An 18,519-nucleotide genomic window follows, 5' to 3' on the forward strand; every position below is an offset into this window, starting at 1 on the left:
TTGCGTGCCCGATCAGCCGGAGGGGAACGGGGAACCACGGGGAAGAGCGGTCAGTCGGCAGCTCCCCTGCACGTCAGAGACTTCCCAGCTCAGCAGGCATCCGCATACGACGTCTTCCAAACTAGCTACGCGGGTTCGATTCCCGTCGCCCGCTCCATCCGGCCGCAGCCCGGCGAGAGGTTCCTCTCCCCGGGCCGCGCCGCGTTTTCCGGCGGCACTCAGAAACTGATCTGGTTGATCGTCGCCGCTATCGAGTCGAGGAAGCGCCGTATCGACGGCGCCATGCCGGACGAGGCGAGGAAGAAGCCGAAGAGCACGGCGACGATCGCGGGTCCCGCTTTGAGCGAGCCGCCGCGGATCAACACCACGAGGATGATCGCCAACAGCAGCACCACGGACAGTGAAATGGCCACAACTGATCACACACCCTCGGTCGGTCCGCCTTGCCGGCCCCGGGGGTACACAGCCCGGCGCACCCCCGTTCGGTCCATCGTGCCACCAACATCCCCCCGAAAGCTGCCTGCTGACACATCGTTCACGTACGGATCACAGCGGCCGTCCGCCGCCGGCCCGCCCGGGACCGGCCCGGTCACGCTCCCGCACTGAAAAGCAGACCGCGAATTCAATGTGATCGTTTCCCGCTGCACACAGATTGGTCACAGGAAATTCGCAGGGTGACCGAAGGGTAATTCCGCATGGGGGACGGCGTAACGAAATGCCCCATTCAAGGGGGATTAATCGGGGCATAGCGGGCGGTTGGGGGTGGTGTCAGATACGAATGGAAGGGCGCCTCGCCGGGTTTTACGAAATACCGGAGGCGCTACTAGGGTGCCTCAGATGTTCCAGGCTCCGCAGGGAAATCAGCAGGCCACGATCCCGCCGGCCAGGGCGCGCGCGACCGCCGTCGCGGACACCCGTGACCGGGCTGTGCACAGACCCGGCAGCGGGGATGCCGCGCCCGCCGGGAAGGGGCGGGACGCGTTCTTCGACAACGCCAAGTACCTGGCGATCGTGCTGGTCGCCGTGGCGCACGCGTGGGAACCGGTCATGGACGGCAGTCGCGCGACCAGAGCGCTCTACATGTTCGTCTACACCTTCCACATGCCGGCGTTCATCGTGATCTCCGGTTACTTCTCGCGGAGCTTCACCGGGCGGCCCGACCAGCTCAAGCGCCTGGTCACCGGGCTCCTGGTGCCGTACGTGGTCTTCGAGGTGGCGTACTCGCTCTACCGGCGCTGGGCCGGCGGCACCCCCGACCAGGCCATCAGCCTGACCGACCCGATCTACCTCACCTGGTTCCTGGTCGCGCTGTTCATCTGGCGGCTGGCCACGCCCCTGCTGCGCACCGTCCGCCACCCGCTGCCGGTGGCGCTGGTCATCGCCGCGCTCGCCTCGCTCACCCCGGGCATCAGCCAGGACCTGGACCTCCAGCGGGTGCTGCAGTTCCTGCCGTTCTTCGTGCTGGGCCTGTCGCTCAGGCCCGAGCACTTCGCGCTGGTACGGCGCCGGGAGGTGCGGCTGCTGGCCCTGCCCGTCGCCCTGGGCGCCCTGGTGTTCACGTACTGGATCGCGCCGGACATCCGGATGAGCTGGTTCTACCGCAGCACCAGCGCGGAGGAGCTGGACGCGCCCTGGTGGACGGGGCCGGTGATGACGGTCGTCCTCTTCGGCTGCGCCTGCGTGCTGACCGCGGCCTTCCTCGCCTGGGTGCCGCGCCGCCGGACCTGGTTCACCGTCCTGGGGGCGGGCACCATCTGCGGCTACCTGCTGCACGGGTTCCTGGTGAAGGCCATGGACTACTGGGCGCTCGTCCCGGCGTACGACCTCGCGACCCCCCTCGGGCGGCTCGTCGTCACGGTGGTCGCGACCGCCGCGGTGACCGCGATGTGCACCCCGCCGGTGCGCAGGGCGCTGCGGTGGGTGACCGAGCCGAGCATGGAGTGGGCGTTCCGCCGCGACGCACCGCGGCTCCCCCGGCGCTGAACATGCGAGGCGGCCCCTACGCGTCGCGGGTGATCAGCAGCAGGGCGCGGTCGTCGTTGACGTCTTTCGCGCACGCCTCGATCAGGTGCCAGGCCGCGCCCTCGAAGCCGGAGGCCACATAGCGGTCCGCCTCGCCGGTGAGCCGGTCGATGCCCTCCGCGATGTCGCGGTCGGCGGCCTCGACCAGGCCGTCGGTGAAGAGCATCAGGACGTCGCCGGGCCGCAGCGAGCCCTTGACCGGGTGGAACTCGGCACGGTCGTACACGCCGAGCAAGGGGCCCTCGCCGGCCTTCTCCTCCCACCGGCCGGTGCCCGCGTGCAGCTGGAGCGCCGGCAGGTGGCCCGCCGACAGCAGCTCGTAGTCGCCCGAGTCCAGGTCGAGCACCAGGTGGATGGAGGTCGCGAAGCCCTCGTCCCAGTCCTGGCGCAGCAGATAGCCGTTGGCGGCCGGGAGGAAGCCGTGCGGCGGCAGCGAGCCGAGCAGCCCGCCGAAGGCACCCGACAGCAGCAGGGCCCGTGAGCCCGCGTCCATGCCCTTGCCGGACACATCGGTGAGGACGACCTCCAGGGTGCGGCCGCCCTGCGTGCGGGCCGCGACGACGAAGTCGCCCGAGAAGGACTGGCCGCCCGCCGGGCGCAGCGCCATCTCCCGGTGCCAGCCCTTGGGCAGCGGCGGCAGCGCGCTCTGCACCCGGATGCGCTCGCGCAGGTCGAACAGCATGGTGCCGCCGCGCCGCCACGGCACGCCGACCCGGGCCCGGAACTGGGCGATCAGCAGGCCGAACAGCCCGCAGGCGGCCACCACCAGGACCGTGCCCGGCGTGACCCGGGCCGCGCCCTCGGTGTACGGGCCGAGCACGGCCGACTCGACGATCAGCGCGGCCGCGGCCGCCGCGTACAGGCCCAGCAGGCTCGCCGGGCGCAGCAGCAGGCCGCCCGCCACGATCGGCAGGACGAGCGCGGCGGGGGCGACCCACACGGGGTTGGCGATTGTGAGCAGGGTGATCGCCGGGACGGTGAGCAGCAGGCCCCCGAGGGCGATCCAGTCGGAGCCGTCGCCGCGGAAGTAGTCGACCGCGGATTTGCGCAGCACAACCTTGACCCGGCGCGCCGATCTCCGCAGCCGGGCCAGGTACGCGTCCACTCGTTCACTACGGGCCATTGGCCTGGACCCTATCCACCCGGTGGCGTCCCGTGCAGGGGGGCCCTGTGACATTGCGTTCGAAATTGAGTCGCCACGGTGGGAAGCGCCTGATACGCATGGCATATGACGACAGATTTACGAGTGCTCCGGCCCGACGAATGGGACCGCTGGTATGGGCAGTTGGAGCTCGCCTTCGGGGGCGTCCCCGAGGCCCCGGAGGAGCGTGCCCTGTGGGAGGCGCTGACCGAGTACGAGCGCTCGCTGGGCGTCTGGGACGGCGACAGGTGCGTCGGTACGGCGGGCGCGTTCACCTTCCGGCTGTCCGTGCCGGGCGGCGCGCTGGTGCCCGCGGCGGGGGTGACGATGGTGAGCGTGGCGCCGACGCACCGCAGGCGGGGCGTGCTGACCTCGATGATGCGGCGCCAGCTCGATGACGTACGCGCGTGGGGTGAGCCGCTGGCCGTGCTGACGGCGTCGGAGCCGGACATTTACGGGCGGTTCGGTTACGGCGCCGCGACGCGGCAGTTGCGCGCGGAGATCGACACCGATCGGGTGCGGCTGTCCGTCCCGCCCGGTACGGATGACGTAGCGCTACGGCTCGCCGCGCCCGCCGACGTGAGCGCCGTGTGCGAGGCGGTGTACGCGCGGCTGGTGCCCGAGCGGCCGGGGATGCTCGCCCGGATGCCGGGCTGGGAACGGCTCCCCCTGCTGGACCCTCCGGCCGAGCGGGATGGCGCGTCGCCGCTGCAGTGCGTGCTGGCCGAACGGGACGGCGAGGTCACGGGTTACGCCCTCTACAGCACCAAGCCCCAGTGGGACAGCCAGGTCCCGCGCGGCACGGTGCTGCTGCGCGGCCTCGGGGCCCTGGACCCGGCGTCGTACGCGGCACTGTGGCGGTTCCTGTGCGGCCTGGACCTGATGTCGGTGATCCAGGTGGTGAACCGCCCGGTGGACGACGCCTGGCAGCACCTGGTCTCCGACATCCGGCGCTGCCGGACGCGCGTGCAGGACGGGCTGTACGTACGGCTGGTCGACCTGGGCGCGGCGCTGGAGGCGCGCACGTACCAGACGCCGCTGGACGTGGTGCTGGACGTGGAGGACGCGTTCTGCCCCTGGAACGCGGGGCGTTGGCGGCTGGCCGGCGACCAGAAGGGCGCCCAGTGCTCGCGTACGGACGAGCCGGCCGACCTGGCGCTGTCGGTACGGGAGTTGGGCGCGGCGTACCTGGGCGGCGTGTCCCTGGCGTCCCTCGCCGCCGCCGGGCGCGTCCGTGAACTGCGGCAGGGCGCCCTGGCCGAAGCCTCGGTGGCCTTCGGCTCCCCGGTGGCGCCGTGGCTGCCTCACGGCTTCTGACAGCCGGGGCACCAGAAGAGGTTGCGGGCGGCGAGACCGGCGGTGCGGATCTCGCCGCCACAGATGTGGCAGGGCATGGTCGCCCTGCGGTAGACGTACACCTCTCCGCCGTGGTCGTCCACGCGCGGCGGGCGGCCCATCGCCTCCGGGGTGTGCTCGGGGCGGACGGTGTCGATGCGGTTGTGGCGTACCCCTTCACGCATGAGCGCCACGAGGTCGGCCCACATCGCGGCCCACTCCGCCTCGGTGAGGTCCTTCCCCGCCCGGTACGGATCGATGCCGTGCCGGAAAAGCACCTCGGCGCGGTAGACGTTGCCGACGCCCGCGATGACCTTCTGGTCCATCAGCAGGGCGGCGATGCTGGTGCGCGACCGCGAGATCCGCCGCCACGCCCTGTCGGGGTCGTCCCCGTCCCGCAGCGGATCGGGCCCGAGCCGCTGGTGTATCGCCCGCTTCTCCGGCTCGGTGATCAGGGCGCAGGCGGTGGGCCCGCGCAGGTCGGCGTAGTGCTCACCGCCGAGCAGGCGCAGCCGTACGGTCTGCGCCGGCGGCGGCGCCGGAGCCGTACCGAAGCCGAGCTTGCCGAAGAGCCCGAGGTGGATGTGGACCCAGCCGGTGTCCCCGAAACCGAGGAACAGGTGCTTGCCGTGCGCGTCGACCGCGTCGAGCACCTGCCCGTCGAGCAGGGCGGCGCTGTCGGAGAACGTGCCCTGCGGGCTGCTGACGCGCAGCGCGCGGCCGCCGAAGCGGGCGAGGTGGTCCTCGGCGAGGCGGTGAATCGTATGCCCTTCGGGCACGGCTGGCTCTCCTTCCGGGGGCGGGTTCGTCTCCCCACCCCGCCCCTTCCCGAACCCGGGGGCTGACGCCCCCGGACCCCCTGACGTCTCGGGGGCTGACGCCCCCACACCCCAAACGCGGCAGCTCCACGCCGCGACACCCGGCCCACCCCCGGCAGACCGCACAAGACGGGGCCGTACAGGCAGGAGACCGGCATGACCACGGGCCGCACCCGACCGACGGCGCAGGGCGGGGCCGTACAGGCAAAAGTCCCGCACCCGGCGGACGGCCGGGGTGGGGCCGTGCAGGGTCGTCCCCGCAGGGGATGGCGGCGAGGCAGGGGCTCCTCACCAGGAGACCCAAGGCCGCCGGCCCCGAGGAGACGAGCCCGGAGGGGCCCCGCCCCACCCCCACCGGCCGCGCCGCCCGGGGCGCAGGCCCGGAGGGGGCCGCGCACCCACCGGCGCACACCTCCCGTCCCGCACGCCCGGAAGGGGCCGCGCCACGTACGGGCTTCGCCCCCCACCCACCGACGCAGACCGCCCGGCCCGCGGGCCCGGCGGGGCCCCGCCCAACCGGAGGGGTCAGTCCTGCTGGGGGTGGTGCGGGGGGATCGGGGGGAGCTCGCCGGTCGTCTCGTACGCCGTCAGCATCTCGATGCGCCGCGTGTGACGTTCCTCACCGGAGTAAGGGGTGTTGAGGAAGATCTCGACGAACTTGGTGGACTCCTCCAGGGAGTGCATCCGCCCACCGATCGCGATGACGTTGGCGTCATTGTGCTCACGGCCGAGCGCCGCGGTCTGCTCGCTCCAGGCCAGCGCCGCACGGACGCCCTTCACCTTGTTCGCGGCGATCTGCTCGCCGTTGCCGGAGCCGCCGATGACGATGCCGAGGCTGCCGGCGTCCGCCGCCGTCTTCTCCGCGGCGCGGAGGCAGAACGGCGGGTAGTCGTCCTGGGCGTCGTAGATGTGGGGACCGCAGTCCACGGGCTCGTGGCCATGGGCCTTGAGCCACTCGACGAGGTGGTTCTTGAGTTCGAAGCCGGCATGGTCGGAGCCGAGGTACACGCGCATGGGTCCGAGTGTGGCATGCGACCCGCCGGGTAGCGGTCAGCGGGTCGGCACCATCGCCCCGCGTATCACGATCCGAAATAGGGTCTTCCGGCCTCTCCACGTCTCGGGTTTCAATGCACGGGCTCGTAACCCGAGTGCCCTACAGACGTAAGGATTCGTCCATGACTACGCAGTCGACCCTGCCGAAGGAAGGCGAAGAGACCGGAGAACCCGGTATTTCGCAGCCCTCGGACGGCGGCCTCAAGGCCGGGCTGAAGAACCGCCACCTTTCCATGATCGCCATCGGCGGAGTGATCGGCGCCGGCCTGTTCGTCGGCTCCGGTGCCGGTATCGCCGCCGCCGGCCCAGCCATTTTGCTGTCGTACGCGCTCGTGGGCGTGCTGGTCGTGTTCGTGATGCGGATGCTCGGCGAGATGGCCGCGGCCCGGCCGACGTCCGGTTCGTTCTCCACGTACGCGGACCAGGCGCTCGGCCGCTGGGCCGGCTTCTCGATCGGCTGGCTCTACTGGTTCTTCTGGGTCGTCGTGCTGGCGGTCGAGGCGACCGCCGGGGCCGAGATCCTGGAGCACTGGATACCGGCCGTCCCGCAGTGGGCGTGGGCCCTGCTCGTGATGGTCGTGCTGACGGCGACGAACCTGGCGTCGGTGTCGTCGTACGGCGAGTTCGAGTTCTGGTTCGCCGGGATCAAGGTCGTGGCGATCGCCGCGTTCGTGGTCGTAGGTCTGCTCGCCGTGTTCGGCTTCCTGCCCGGTTCGGACAATCCGGGCGCCGGGTTCGCGCATCTGACGGACAGCGGCGGGTTCTTCCCGATGGGCGCCGGGGCAATCCTCACCGGTGTGCTGATGGTCGTGTTCTCGTTCATGGGCAGCGAGATCGTGACGCTGGCCGCGGGTGAGTCCGAGGATCCGCAGCGGGCCGTCACCAAGGCGACGAACAGCGTGATCTGGCGGATCGCGGTGTTCTACCTCGGTTCCATCTTCGTCGTCATCACGCTGCTGCCCTGGAACGACAAGGCGATCACCGAGGACGGCTCGTACGTCGCGGCCCTGAACTCCATCGGCATCCCCAACGCGGGGACGGTCATGGAGGTCATCGTGCTGACCGCCGTGCTGTCGTGCCTCAACTCGGGCCTCTACACCGCCTCGCGGATGGCCTTCTCGCTCGGGCAGCGCGGTGACGCGCCGAAGTCGTTCGCGCGGACGAACGAGCGGGGTGTGCCGAGGACGGCGATCCTGGCGTCGGTGCTCTTCGGCTTCCTGGCCGTCTTCTTCAACTACGAGTGGCCCGACACCGTCTTCGAGTTCCTGCTGAACTCCTCCGGCGCGGTCGCCCTGTTCGTGTGGCTGGTCATCTGCTGCACGCAGCTGCGGATGCGCGGGATCATCCTGCGCGAGACGCCGGAGAAGCTCGTCGTGCGGATGTGGCTCTTCCCGTACCTGACGTGGGCCACCATCGGCATGATCACGTTCGTGCTCGCGTACATGGTCTACAAGGGCGGGGACGTACGCCAGCAGGTGGTGCTGTCGCTGCTGGTGGCGGCGGTGGTCGTGGCCATCGCCGTGGTCCGTGACAGCCTGCGCAAGAAGAGCCTGGCCGCACCCGTCAAGTAACCGGCACCCGCTGCCCACACGCCGAAAGGCTCTCCGTACCCGGGGATGACCGGGAACGGAGAGCCTTTCGCGTGTACGCGACGACGTGTACGCGCCGAAGGGCGTCGGCCGTCAGCCCTTCCGGCCGATGAGCTTCCAGGCGGTGGGCAGCGCGCCCATCGCCAGCGCCGCCTTCAGGGCGTCACCGATCAGGAACGGCGTCAGCCCCGCGGCCACCGCCTGCGGCAGCGTCATGCCGGTCGCCAGGGCCAGGTACGGCACGCCGACCGCGTAGATGATCAGCGAACCGAGCGCCATGGTGCCCGCCATGCGCGCGACGGAGCGGTCGGCGCCGCGCCGCGCGAGGGCACCGACGACGGTCGCGGCGAGCAGCATGCCGAGGATGTAGCCGAAGGACGGCATCGCGTACCCGGAGGAGCCCTGGGCGAACCAGGGCATGCCGGCCACGCCCGCCACCGCGTACAGGGCGAGGGACAGGAAGCCGCGGCGGGCGCCGAGGGCCGTGCCGACGAGCAGGGCCGCGAAGGTCTGGCCGGAGACCGGGACGGGCGAGCCGGGGATCGGCACCGCGATCTGGGCGGCGATGCCGGTGAGCGCGGCGCCGCCGGCGACGAGCGCGATGTCGCGCACACGGCTGGATGGCAGGAGGTCGGCCAGGACCACTCCGGTACGGGCGGGGGCGGCGGCGGTGCTCATCGGGACTCCGGCGGGGGTGAGGGCAGTTCGAACAGGCTGACCGTAGCCCACGAGTGAACGACCGATCACCGTCCGCCGACCACAAAGCGGCTGACGGCCCGTTGGTGGGGTTCGCACAAAGCCCCCGCCATATGCCCTGGCGGGCGTGATACGCGTCACTGGGCAGTCCGTGTGGAGGGTCCCTTTTGCGCCGGGGGCCGGTCTGCGGAGAGACTGTGGGGTCCTTCCAAACACCTGAGAGTACGAGCGCCATGCACGACGCCCCTCCCACGGCCACTCCCCCGCCACTCGCGCCGGAGCCCGAGCCCCTGTCGCACGGGCTGAAGCAGCGGCACCTGACGATGCTCGGGCTGGGCGGGGTGATCGGCGCGGGGCTGTTCGTGGGCTCGGGCGCCGGGATCGCGGTCGCGGGGCCGGGGATCGTCCTGTCGTATCTGATCGCGGGCGCGCTCGCGATGCTGATCATGCGGATGCTCGGTGAGATGTCGGCGGCGATGCCCGCGTCGGGCGCCTTCTCCGTGCACGCGGAGCGGGCGCTGGGCCGGTGGGCCGGGTTCTCCGTCGGCTGGCTGTACTGGTTCCTGCTGGTCGTCGTGCTGGCGGTGGAGGCGACGGGCGCGGCGCGGATCGCGAACGGCTGGGTGCCGGGGATCGCCCAATGGGCGTGGGTGCTGATCTTCATGGTGGTGTTCACGGCCGCCAACCTGGCGGCCGTGAAGAACTTCGGTGAGTTCGAGTTCTGGTTCGCGGGGCTGAAGGTGGGGGCGATCGTCCTCTTCCTCGCTCTCGGCGTGGCCGCGATCGCCGGGTGGCTGCCGGACACCGATCCGGTCGGGATGGCGAACCTGACCGGGCACGGCGGCTTCCTGCCGAACGGCTGGGACGGGGTGGTCTCCGGGGTGCTGGCGGTCGTCTTCGCGTTCGGCGGTCTTGAGGTGGTGACGATCGCCGCCGCCGAGTCGCGGGACCCCGCCCGCAATGTCGCCCGTGCGGTGCGCAGCGCGGTGTGGCGGATTCTGTTCTTCTACGTCGGTTCGATGCTGGTCATCGTGACGCTGCTGCCGTGGACGGCGCCGGCGCCGGGGCAGAGCCCGTACGTGGCCGTGCTCGACGCGATCGGTGTGCCGTCGGCCGGTCAGATCATGAACGTCGTCATCTTCGTGGCGCTGCTGTCGGCGCTGAACGCGAACCTGTACGGCTCGTCCCGGATGGTCTTCTCGCTCGCGGAGCGGGGCGAGGCGCCGAAGGGGCTGCTCGCGGTGTCGGGCGGCGGGGTGCCGCGGCGGGCGGTGCTGGCGTCGGTGGCCTTCGGCTTCGTCTCCGTACTGCTCAATCTGAAGTGGCCCGAGTCGGTCTTCCTGTACATGCTGAACGCGGTCGGCGCGGTGCTGCTGTTCGTGTGGAGCCTGATCGCGGTGTCGCAGTTGCGGCTGCGGCGGCGGATCGAGCGCGAGGCGCCGTCGCTGCTGACCCTGCGGATGTGGGGCTTCCCCTGGCTGACGTGGGCCGCGCTGGCGGCGATGGCGGCGGTGCTGGTGCTGATGCTGCTCGACGAGGGTTCGCGGCCGCAGGTGCTGTGGTCAGGGGCGGCGACCGGGGCGGTTGTGGCGGTGGCCTGGGTACGGGAGTGGCGCGCGCGCTCCGTGTGATGATTCCGTGTACGATTCTTCACATTGTGTGAGCACGGTGTCCGTATAGCGGGCGGTTGTTCCCTGTCAGCGGTGCGCCCGCCCAGACTGTGGGCCGCGCCCAGGCTCTTGGGCCGCACCGCACCCCGTCTCAGCTACTGAACAGGGCACGCCCATGTCTCGGACCACCGCGCCCGTCGACTCGACGCCCGGCGACTCGACGCCTGTCGACTCGCCGACGACCGCCGACGCGCCGCTTACGCACGGACTCAAACAGCGCCACCTGTCGATGATCGCCCTCGGCGGCGTCATCGGAGCCGGGCTGTTCGTCGGCTCGGGCAAGGCCATCGCGGCCGCGGGCCCGTCGATCATTCTCGCGTACGCGATATCCGGCGCGCTCGTCATGCTCGTGATGCGCATGCTGGGCGAGATGGCGGCGGCGAACCCGGCCTCCGGTTCGTTCTCCGTGCACGCCGAGCGGGCCATCGGCCCGTGGGCGGGGTTCACGGCCGGCTGGTCCTTCTGGTTCCTGATGTGCGTGGCCGTCGGCCTGGAGGGCATGGGCGCCGCCGCGATCATGAGCAGCTGGCTCCCGGGGACCCCCGAATGGGCCTGGGTGGCGCTGTTCATGGTGATGTTCTGCGGTACGAACCTCGCGGCCGTGAAGAACTTCGGCGAGTTCGAGTTCTGGTTCGCCGCGCTCAAGGTCGGCGCGATCGTCCTCTTCCTCGGCATCGGCGTGCTGGCCATCGCCGGCGTCCTGCCCGGCACCGACTCCCCCGGCCTGGGCAACCTCACCGGCCACGGCGGCTTCATGCCCCAGGGCACCGAGGGCCTGATCGTCGGGCTGCTCGCCTCCGTCTTCGCGTACGGCGGCCTGGAGACCGTCACCATCGCCGCCGCCGAGTCCGAGCACCCGGTCAAGGGGGTCGCGAAGGCCGTGCGCACGGCGATGTGGCGGATCGCGATCTTCTACGTCGGTTCGATGGCCGTCGTCGTCACGCTGCTGCCCTGGACGCACGAGTCGGTCGTCGCCAAGGGCCCGTACGTGGCCACACTGGACTTCCTGGGCATCCCGGCCGCCGGCCAGATCATGAACGTGGTCGTGCTGGTCGCCCTGCTCTCGGCGATGAACGCCAACATCTACGGCGCCTCCCGCATGGCCTGCTCGCTGGTGGCCCGCGGCCAGGGCCCCAAGGCGCTGGGCACGATCTCCGGCGGGGTGCCGCGCGTGGCCGTGCTGACGTCGTCCGTCTTCGGCTTCGTGTGCGTGGTGCTCAGCTACTGGCGGCCCAACGACATCTTCGCGTGGCTGCTCAACATGATCGGCGCGATCATCCTGGTGGTGTGGTTCTTCATCGCCGTCTCGCAGCTGCTGCTGCGCCGCCGGCTGGAGCGTGAGGCGCCCGAGAAGCTGGTCGTGCGGATGTGGCTGTACCCGTACCTGACGTGGGTGGCGCTGGCCGGCATGACCGCGGTCTTCGTGCTCATGGCGCGGGAGGCGGACACCCGTCTCCAGCTGTACTACACGGGCGGTCTGACGCTGGTGCTCGCCGTCGTCGGCATCCTCCGCCAGAAGCTGGCGGCCGGGAAGACCGCCGCCTGACGCGAGCGACAAGGGTGGGCCCCGGCGCGTCACGCGCCGGGGCCCGCTCCTTTCGCGGTACGGGAGGTGAAAACCACCCGCACGGGGCGTGAAGTCGCCTGGGCGCGCCCCTCCCGGCCGCCTACGGTCCGCCCATGAGACGTCGTTCGGTACTCCTCGCGGCGGGCGCGGCCGCCGCCATCTCCGTATCCGCCCCTCCCGCCCACGCGGCGCCCGCCCCCCGACCGCTGGTGATCGGGCACCGGGGCGCGGCCGGCTGGCGCCCGGAACACACCGCCGCCTCCTACGCGTTCGCCGTCGAGACCGGCGCCGACTGGATCGAACCGGACCTGGTCCCCACCCGGGACCACCACCTGGTGGTGCGGCACGAGAACGAGATCTCGGGCACCACCGATGTGGCGCGGCGCCCGGAGTTCGCCGGGCGCCGCACCACGAAGACCGTCGACGGGCGGGCCCTCACCGGCTGGTTCACCGAGGACTTCACCCTGGCGGAGCTGAAGACCCTGTGGGCGGTGGAGCGCCTGCCCCTCGTACGCGACCGGAACACCGTCTTCGACGGGCGCCAGCGGGTGCTGACCTTCCGCGAGGTGGTCGCCCTGGCGCGCCGGCTGTCCCGGCGCCACGGCCGTACCGTCACGGTCTTCCCCGAGACCAAGCACCCGACGTACTTCCGCTCCATCGGCCTGCCCCTGGAGCCGGTCCTCGCCGATGCCATCAGGCGCGACCGGCTCGGGCCGCGCGAGTGCGTCGTGCAGTCCTTCGAGCCGTCCAGCCTCCTGCGGATGGCCGACGAGCGGCTGGGCGTCCCGCTCTGGCAGGCGCTCGGCACCCGTGGCGGCCCGTACGGGCACGAGATGACGTACGCCGACATGACGACCCCGGCGGGGCTGCGGGCCATCGCGGCGTACGCGCAGTGGATCGGGCCCGACAAGTCGTCCCTGGTGCCGCCCTCGACGCTGCTCGCGGACGCGCACGCGGCGGGCCTGAAGGTGGGCGCCTACACCTTCCGCGCCGAGAACCGGTACCTGCCGGCCGAGCTGCGGCGCGGCAGCGACCCGAACGGTTTCGGGGACGCCTTCGCGGAGTACGCCCGCCACTTCGAGCAGGGCGTCGACGCCGTGGTGACCGACTTCCCGGACCTGGCGGCCATCGCCCGTGACGCGACGCGGTGCGGCCCGGCCGTAGGGCCTAGGCCGAAGGGCTGATCAACTTCCGGGCCTTCCTGCTGTTAGCCTGCACTTGCGCATGAGTCGCAATAAGCATCAGCAAGGCGTTGCAGCAAGCAGTCGGAGGGCTCGGACATGGCGATCTACACACTTCCTGAACTTCCGTACGACTACGCGGAGCTCGACCCGGTCATCAACCCGCAGATCATCGAGCTGCACCACGACAAGCACCACGCCGCCTACGTCAAGGGCGCCAACGACACCCTCGAACAGCTGGAGGAGGCGCGCGACAAGGAGCAGTGGGGCGCCATCAACGGCCTGGAGAAGAACCTGGCGTTCCACCTCTCCGGCCACATCCTGCACTCGATCTACTGGCACAACATGACGGGTACGAAGAACGGCGGCGGTGGCGAGCCGCTGGCGGCGGACGGCGTCGGCGAGCTCGCGGACGCCATCGCCGAGTCCTTCGGCTCCTTCGCGAAGTTCAAGACCCAGCTGTCCAAGGCAGCCGCGACCACCCAGGGCTCGGGCTGGGGCGTGCTCGCGTACGAGCCGGTCAGCGGCCGGCTGATCGTGGAGCAGGTCTACGACCACCAGGGCAACGTCGGCCAGGGCTCGGTGCCGATCCTGGTCTTCGACGCCTGGGAGCACGCCTTCTACCTCCAGTACAAGAACCAGAAGGTCGACTTCATCGACGCCATGTGGCAGGTCGTCAACTGGCAGGACGTCGCCAGGCGTTACGCCCGGGCCAAGGAGCGCACGCCGCTGATCGCCCCGTGAACCGGGTGCCCTGAACCTCCTGCTCGTGATCGTCTTCTCAACCTTCACCGGGCAGGCGGATGAAGAACGGCCCCCCGCGAGGACGTGACTCGCGGGGGGCCGTTCGTGCTGCCGATCAGTCGAAGACGGGGCCCTGCGTGCGGGTGCGCTTGATCTCGTAGAAGCCGGGGATCGAGGCCACCATGAGCGTGCCGTCCCACAGCTTGGCGGCTTCCTCACCCTTGGGGGCGGGGGTGACGACCGGGCCGAAGAAGGCGATCTGCTCGCCGTCCGGGCCGGGGACCGCGATGACCGGGGTGCCGACCTCCTGGCCCACCTTGCTGATCCCCTCGTGGTGGGAGGCGCGCAGCTCGGCGTCGTAGGTGTCCTTGTCGGCGTACTCGGCGAGCGAGACCGGCAGGCCGACGTCCTCCAGCGCCTCGCGGATCGCGGTCGGGGTCGGCCCCTCGCCCTTGTTGTGGAAGCGGGTGCCGAGGGCGGTGTAGAGCGGGCCGACGACGTCGTCGCCGTGCAGCTGCTGGGCCGCGATCACCACGCGGACCGGGCCCCAGGCCTGGGTCTCCAGCATCTCGCGGTACTCGGCCGGGACCTCGTCCAGCTTGTCCTCGTTCAGCACGGCCAGGCTCATCACATGCCAGCGCACATCGACCGGGCGGACCTTCTCCACCTCGAGCATCCAGCGTGAGGTCAGCCACGCCCAGGGGCACAGCGGGTCGAACCAGAAGTCGGCGGTGGTCCTGCTCTCGGACATCTCTCTCCTCGTGCTGATCGGATCGTGCTCCTTCGGGCGGGAACGCCGGGGGTGCGCGGGGGCATTCCCGCCCGCCGCCCGTCAGTGCCGCATGGCAGGATCGCCCCTGTACGAACGAGCCACGAAGGAGTAGCCCGTGCCCGGTGAGAATCTCTCCCGCGACGAGGCCCGCGAGCGGGCCGAGCTGCTGACCGTCGACGGGTACGAGGTCGCCCTCGACCTGCGGTCGGCGATCGGCGGGACCGCCTCGAAGCAGCGCACGTTCCGGTCGGTGACGACGATCAGGTTCCGCCGCGTGGCGCCGGGCGGAACGGCGACGTTCGTGGATCTGATCGCCCCGTCGGTGAACGCGGTGACGCTCAACGGGCGGCAGCTGGACCCGGCGGCCGTCTTCGACGGCTCCCGGATCGCGCTGGACGGGCTCGCCGACGAGAACGTGCTGGTGGTGGACGCGCAGTGCGCGTACAGCCGGACCGGCGAGGGCCTGCACCGGTTCGTCGACCCGGAGGACGGCGAGGTCTACCTCTACACGCAGTACGAGCCGGCCGACGCGCGGCGGGTGTTCGCCACCTTCGAACAGCCCGACCTGAAGGCGCCGTTCCGGTTCGAGGTGACGGCTCCCGAGGGCTGGACGGTGTGGAGCAACGGGGCCGAGCAGTCGCGAGAAGAAGGGCGCGAAGCGCTTCCGCAGACGGGTGGTGGTGGGCGACGGGAGGGCCGCGTCTGGCGGTTCGCCGAGACGGCGCCGATCTCGACGTACATCACGTGTGTGGTGGCCGGTCCGTACCACTACGTGACGGACACCTACCGGCGCGGCGATCTGGAGATCCCGCTCGGGGCGATGTGCCGCAAGGCGCTGGCCCGGCACTTCGACGCGGACGACATCTTCCTGATCACCAAGCAGGGCTTCGACTTCTTCCACGACAACTTCGACCACCCGTACCCCTTCGGCAAGTACGACCAGGCCTTCGTGCCCGAGTACAACCTCGGCGCGATGGAGAACCCGGGCATGGTGACGTTCCGCGAGGAGTACATCTACCGGGGCAAGGTGACGCGCGCGGCCTACGAGCGGCGGGCGAACGTCATCCTGCACGAGATGGCGCACATGTGGTTCGGCGACCTGGTCACCATGAAGTGGTGGGACGACCTGTGGCTGAAGGAGTCCTTCGCGGACTTCATGGGCTCCTTCTCCCTGGCCGAGGCGACCCGCTTCACCAACAGCTGGGTGACCTTCGCCAACAGCCGCAAGGCGTGGGCGTACCGGGCGGACCAGCTGCCCTCCACGCATCCGGTCACGGCCGACATCCGTGATCTGGAGGACGCCAAGCTGAACTTCGACGGGATCACGTACGCCAAGGGCGCGGCGGTGCTCAAGCAGCTCGTGGCGTACGCGGGGCGGGAGGCGTTCCTGGAGGGCGCCCGCCGGTACTTCACGCGGCACGCGTACGGCAACACGACCCTGGCCGACCTGCTGTCGGTGCTGGAGGAGACGTCGGGGCGGGACATGAAGGCCTGGTCGCGGTCCTGGCTGGAGACGTCGGGCGTCAACACCCTGACGCCGGTGGTGACGTACGACGCACAGGACCGTGTCGCCGAGCTGGCCGTGCTCCAGGACGCGCCGTCCGGCCCCGGGGCCGCGCCGCGTGGGGAGCTCCGTGGTGAGCCCCGTGGTGAGCTGCCCGGTGAGCTGCGCCCGCACCGGGTGGCCGTGGGCCTGTACCGGGTCGAGGGCGGCGAGCTGGTGCGCTACGCCCGCGCGGAGGTGGACGTCACGGGGGCGCGGACGGTGGTGACGGAGCTGGCGGGCGCGGACCGGCCAGAGCTCGTACTTGTCAACGACGACGACCTGACGTACTGCAAGGTCCGCTTCGACGAGGGGTCGCTGGCCACGCTCGCGGTCCACCTGGGCGACATCGCGGACCCGCTGGCGCGGGCGCTGTGCTGGTCGGCGCTGTGGAACCTGACGCGGGACGCGCTGATGCCCGCGCGGAACTTCCTGGCGATGGTGCTCGCCTTCGCGGGGCGTGAGTCGGACATCGGTGTGCTCCAGATGCTGCACGCCTGGGCGCGGTCGGCGCTGGTGCACTACGTGGCGCCGGCGTGGCGCGAGGAGGGCGGCCGGCTGCTGTCCGAGGGCGCGCTGCGGGAGCTGCGGCTGGCGGAGCCGGGCAGTGAGCACCAGCTGACGTGGGCGCGGTTCTTCGCGGCGACGGCCACCACCGACGCGGACCTCGCGTTCCTCCAGGGACTGCTGGACGGTGCGACGAAGATCGACGGACTGGAGGTGGACCAGGAGCTGCGCTGGACGTTCCTGGAGCCGCTGGCGGCGCACGGCCGGGCGGACGAGTCGGTGATCGGGGCGGAGCTGGCGCGCGACGACACCGCGTCGGGCAAGCGCCACCAGGTGCGCTGCCTGGCGGCCCGCCCGTCCGAGGCGGTCAAGGCTCAGGCGTGGGCGCAGGTCGTCGAGTCGGACGCCCTGTCGAACGCGCTGGTCGAGGCGGTGATCGCGGGCTTCGGCCAGCCCTCGCAGCGGGCGCTGCTCGCTCCGTACGCCCCGAGGTACTTCGCGGCGATCGAGCGGGTGTGGGCGGAGCGTTCCATCCAGATCGCCATGGACGTGGTGCGGGGCCTGTTCCCGTCGCTACAGGACGACGCGGCGACGCTGGGCGCGACGGACGCGTGGCTCGCCACGCACGAGTCGGCGCCCCCGGCGCTGCGCCGCCTGGTCCTGGAGGCGCGCGACGACCTGGCGCGCGCCCTGCGGGCCCAGTCCTGCGACGCGGCGGCGGGCTGACGCGCCGGGCGGGGTCCGGGCCGGCCGCTCGTCGGCCGCTGGTCGGCGGCGTGATCGGGGCCCCTGATCGGCAGTCGAACGCCTGTACTTTAGGACGGGGTTGTCCCGGATTGTCGACGGGTGTGTAACAGCGGTTAGTGAGTGGCCAGTTGGCGGAATGCCCGGGGCATGACGAACACCCCGCTCTCCCCCCGCCCCCTGTCCCACCTGTCCGGCGCGCGGCGGCGCGTGCTGTCCGCGGCCCAGCTGCGGGCGCAGGGCGTCTCCGCCGCCGAAGCCGCCGAGCAGTGCCGGGCCGGTGGCCCCTGGCAGCAGTTCCTGCCGGGGGTGTACCTGCTGCATCCAGGACCGCCCACCAGCGAGGAGCGGCTGCACGCCGCCCTGCTGTACGCCGACCGGCAGCCCCCGGAGGCCATGATCACCGGGCTGGCCGCGCTCGCGCTGTACCGGTTCGCGGCCGCGCCGCCGCTGCTGTCCCTGGACCGCATCGACGTCCTGGTGGCACGCACCCGGCGGCTGCGGTCCACCGGGTGCGTGCGGATCGTGCGCGCGCAGGAGCTGCCCAGGCCGCTGGAGGTCACCGGCCTGCCGGTCGCCCCGGTGGCCCGCGCGGTGGCGGACGCGGTCGCGCACATCGCCGACGCCCACACCGTACGGCGGCTGCTGACGGAGGCCGTGCGCGGTGCCCACTGCGAACCGGCCGCTCTGGTACGGGAGTTGAACCGGGCGAGGCTGCTGAGCCGGCCGCACGTCGTGGACGCCGTCGACGCGCTGCTCGCGGAGGGGCGGGCGCTGGCCGAGGAGCGGCTGTACGAGATGGTGCGGGCCCACTCGCTGCCCGACCCGCTGTGGAACGTGGACCTCCGGCTGCCCGGCGGCCCGCACCTGGGCGGCGTGGACGCGTACTGGCCCGACCACGCCGTCGCCGTCGAGCTGGACACGCGTGCGCCCCGCCAGGACGACGACGGGGCGTGGACGCAGTACACCCGCAAGCGCGAGCACCTGGAGCGGCTGGGCATCACCGTCGTCCACATCACGCCCAGGAAGCTGCGGGACGCCCTGGAGCAGCAGGCGATCGTGGTGCGTACGGCGCTGATGGCGGCCGGGGACCGCCCCCCGGCCGCGTACGTCGTGGTGTTGCCCAGGTGAGCCGGA

Annotated in this window: 15 protein-coding genes; 9 read left to right on the forward strand and 6 right to left on the reverse strand. The window is 71.3% G+C overall.

Translation table 11 applies throughout. The features are described 5' to 3' along the window. Positions 1 to 218: 218 nt before the first annotated feature. Positions 219 to 413 carry a hypothetical protein gene (locus QWM81_RS11830; RefSeq protein ID WP_290111792.1) on the reverse strand — a complete coding sequence of 65 codons (195 nt, stop codon included), beginning with the start codon at positions 411 to 413 and terminating at the stop codon, positions 219 to 221. Positions 414 to 837: 424 nt separating this feature from the next. Here QWM81_RS11830 and QWM81_RS11835 point away from each other — a divergent pair, with 424 nt between their 5' ends. Further along, complete coding sequence (locus QWM81_RS11835) at positions 838 to 1,983, forward strand: acyltransferase family protein (protein ID WP_290111793.1); 1,146 nt, start codon at positions 838 to 840, stop codon at positions 1,981 to 1,983. Positions 1,984 to 1,999: 16 nt separating this feature from the next. Here the strand turns inward: QWM81_RS11835 and QWM81_RS11840 are convergent, their stop codons facing one another. After that, entirely contained in the window at positions 2,000 to 3,145 is a 1,146-nt protein-coding gene (locus QWM81_RS11840) for a PP2C family protein-serine/threonine phosphatase (RefSeq protein ID WP_290111794.1), read from the reverse strand. Positions 3,146 to 3,250: 105 nt separating this feature from the next. On the opposite strand from QWM81_RS11840, the gene QWM81_RS11845 reads away from it, so the two are divergent. Further along, positions 3,251 to 4,480, forward strand: a complete 1,230-nt coding sequence (locus QWM81_RS11845) for a GNAT family N-acetyltransferase (RefSeq protein ID WP_290111795.1) — start codon at positions 3,251 to 3,253, stop codon at positions 4,478 to 4,480. Here the strand turns inward: QWM81_RS11845 and QWM81_RS11850 are convergent. Together QWM81_RS11850 and QWM81_RS11855 are read right to left on the reverse strand one after the other, a co-directional pair. Then, on the reverse strand, positions 4,468 to 5,277 hold the full coding sequence (locus QWM81_RS11850; RefSeq protein ID WP_290111796.1) for an Fpg/Nei family DNA glycosylase: 810 nt from the start codon (positions 5,275 to 5,277) through the stop codon (positions 4,468 to 4,470). The genes QWM81_RS11845 and QWM81_RS11850 overlap by 13 nt on opposite strands. Positions 5,278 to 5,841: 564 nt before the next feature. Beyond that, entirely contained in the window at positions 5,842 to 6,330 is a 489-nt protein-coding gene (locus tag QWM81_RS11855) for a ribose-5-phosphate isomerase (protein WP_290111797.1), read from the reverse strand. 161 nt (positions 6,331 to 6,491) lie between these two features. Between QWM81_RS11855 and QWM81_RS11860 the strand changes: the two genes are divergently transcribed. After that, entirely contained in the window at positions 6,492 to 7,940 is a 1,449-nt protein-coding gene (locus tag QWM81_RS11860) for an amino acid permease (RefSeq protein WP_290111798.1), read from the forward strand. 111 nt (positions 7,941 to 8,051) lie between these two features. Here QWM81_RS11860 and QWM81_RS11865 read toward each other — a convergent pair whose 3' ends face one another. Next, positions 8,052 to 8,636 carry a biotin transporter BioY gene (locus QWM81_RS11865; RefSeq protein WP_290111799.1) on the reverse strand — a complete coding sequence of 195 codons (585 nt, stop codon included), beginning with the start codon at positions 8,634 to 8,636 and terminating at the stop codon, positions 8,052 to 8,054. A 251-nt stretch (positions 8,637 to 8,887) separates the two neighbouring features. On the opposite strand from QWM81_RS11865, the gene QWM81_RS11870 reads away from it, so the two are divergent. The 4 genes from QWM81_RS11870 to QWM81_RS11885 all read left to right on the forward strand — a co-directional run bounded on the left by QWM81_RS11870 (position 8,888) and on the right by QWM81_RS11885 (position 13,816). Beyond that, on the forward strand, positions 8,888 to 10,285 hold the full coding sequence (locus QWM81_RS11870; RefSeq protein WP_290111800.1) for an amino acid permease: 1,398 nt from the start codon (positions 8,888 to 8,890) through the stop codon (positions 10,283 to 10,285). 154 nt (positions 10,286 to 10,439) lie between these two features. Beyond that, the gene (locus tag QWM81_RS11875) at positions 10,440 to 11,870 is read left to right on the forward strand and encodes an amino acid permease (RefSeq protein WP_290111801.1); all 1,431 of its coding nucleotides are present in this window, start codon (positions 10,440 to 10,442) and stop codon (positions 11,868 to 11,870) included. A gap of 134 nt (positions 11,871 to 12,004) precedes the next feature. After that, on the forward strand, positions 12,005 to 13,075 hold the full coding sequence (locus QWM81_RS11880; protein WP_290111802.1) for a glycerophosphodiester phosphodiesterase family protein: 1,071 nt from the start codon (positions 12,005 to 12,007) through the stop codon (positions 13,073 to 13,075). A gap of 96 nt (positions 13,076 to 13,171) precedes the next feature. Beyond that, entirely contained in the window at positions 13,172 to 13,816 is a 645-nt protein-coding gene (locus QWM81_RS11885; RefSeq protein ID WP_290111803.1) for a superoxide dismutase, read from the forward strand. A 115-nt stretch (positions 13,817 to 13,931) separates the two neighbouring features. Here the strand turns inward: QWM81_RS11885 and QWM81_RS11890 are convergent, their stop codons facing one another. After that, the gene (locus tag QWM81_RS11890; protein ID WP_290111804.1) at positions 13,932 to 14,567 is read right to left on the reverse strand and encodes a mycothiol-dependent nitroreductase Rv2466c family protein; all 636 of its coding nucleotides are present in this window, start codon (positions 14,565 to 14,567) and stop codon (positions 13,932 to 13,934) included. Between the two features lie 136 nt (positions 14,568 to 14,703). Between QWM81_RS11890 and pepN the strand changes: the two genes are divergently transcribed. Together pepN and QWM81_RS11900 are read left to right on the forward strand one after the other, a co-directional pair. Beyond that, positions 14,704 to 17,364 (forward strand): aminopeptidase N, encoded by a 2,661-nt coding sequence (pepN, locus tag QWM81_RS11895; RefSeq protein ID WP_290111805.1) that lies wholly within the window; start codon positions 14,704 to 14,706, stop codon positions 17,362 to 17,364. A gap of 168 nt (positions 17,365 to 17,532) precedes the next feature. Then, positions 17,533 to 18,513, forward strand: coding sequence for a hypothetical protein (locus tag QWM81_RS11900; RefSeq protein ID WP_290111806.1), 981 nt, complete (start codon positions 17,533 to 17,535; stop codon positions 18,511 to 18,513). Positions 18,514 to 18,519: the final 6 nt, after the last annotated feature.

The sequence above is a fragment of the Streptomyces ficellus genome (genome assembly GCF_030406405.1).
GTDB lineage: Bacteria > Actinomycetota > Actinomycetes > Streptomycetales > Streptomycetaceae > Streptomyces > Streptomyces ficellus_B.

What these genes read in the sequence shown, in the direction of transcription:
- QWM81_RS11835 (WP_290111793.1), top strand. Translation starts at nt 838, where the DNA reads ATGTTCCAGGCTCCGCAGGGAAATCAGCAGGCCACGATCCCGCCGGCC.
- QWM81_RS11840 (WP_290111794.1), bottom strand. Translation starts at nt 3,145, where the DNA reads ATGGCCCGTAGTGAACGAGTGGACGCGTACCTGGCCCGGCTGCGGAGA.
- QWM81_RS11845 (WP_290111795.1), top strand. Translation starts at nt 3,251, where the DNA reads ATGACGACAGATTTACGAGTGCTCCGGCCCGACGAATGGGACCGCTGG.
- QWM81_RS11855 (WP_290111797.1), bottom strand. Translation starts at nt 6,330, where the DNA reads ATGCGCGTGTACCTCGGCTCCGACCATGCCGGCTTCGAACTCAAGAAC.
- QWM81_RS11860 (WP_290111798.1), top strand. Translation starts at nt 6,492, where the DNA reads ATGACTACGCAGTCGACCCTGCCGAAGGAAGGCGAAGAGACCGGAGAA.
- QWM81_RS11865 (WP_290111799.1), bottom strand. Translation starts at nt 8,636, where the DNA reads ATGAGCACCGCCGCCGCCCCCGCCCGTACCGGAGTGGTCCTGGCCGAC.
- QWM81_RS11870 (WP_290111800.1), top strand. Translation starts at nt 8,888, where the DNA reads ATGCACGACGCCCCTCCCACGGCCACTCCCCCGCCACTCGCGCCGGAG.
- QWM81_RS11875 (WP_290111801.1), top strand. Translation starts at nt 10,440, where the DNA reads ATGTCTCGGACCACCGCGCCCGTCGACTCGACGCCCGGCGACTCGACG.
- QWM81_RS11880 (WP_290111802.1), top strand. Translation starts at nt 12,005, where the DNA reads ATGAGACGTCGTTCGGTACTCCTCGCGGCGGGCGCGGCCGCCGCCATC.
- QWM81_RS11885 (WP_290111803.1), top strand. Translation starts at nt 13,172, where the DNA reads ATGGCGATCTACACACTTCCTGAACTTCCGTACGACTACGCGGAGCTC.
- QWM81_RS11890 (WP_290111804.1), bottom strand. Translation starts at nt 14,567, where the DNA reads ATGTCCGAGAGCAGGACCACCGCCGACTTCTGGTTCGACCCGCTGTGC.
- QWM81_RS11900 (WP_290111806.1), top strand. Translation starts at nt 17,533, where the DNA reads ATGACGAACACCCCGCTCTCCCCCCGCCCCCTGTCCCACCTGTCCGGC.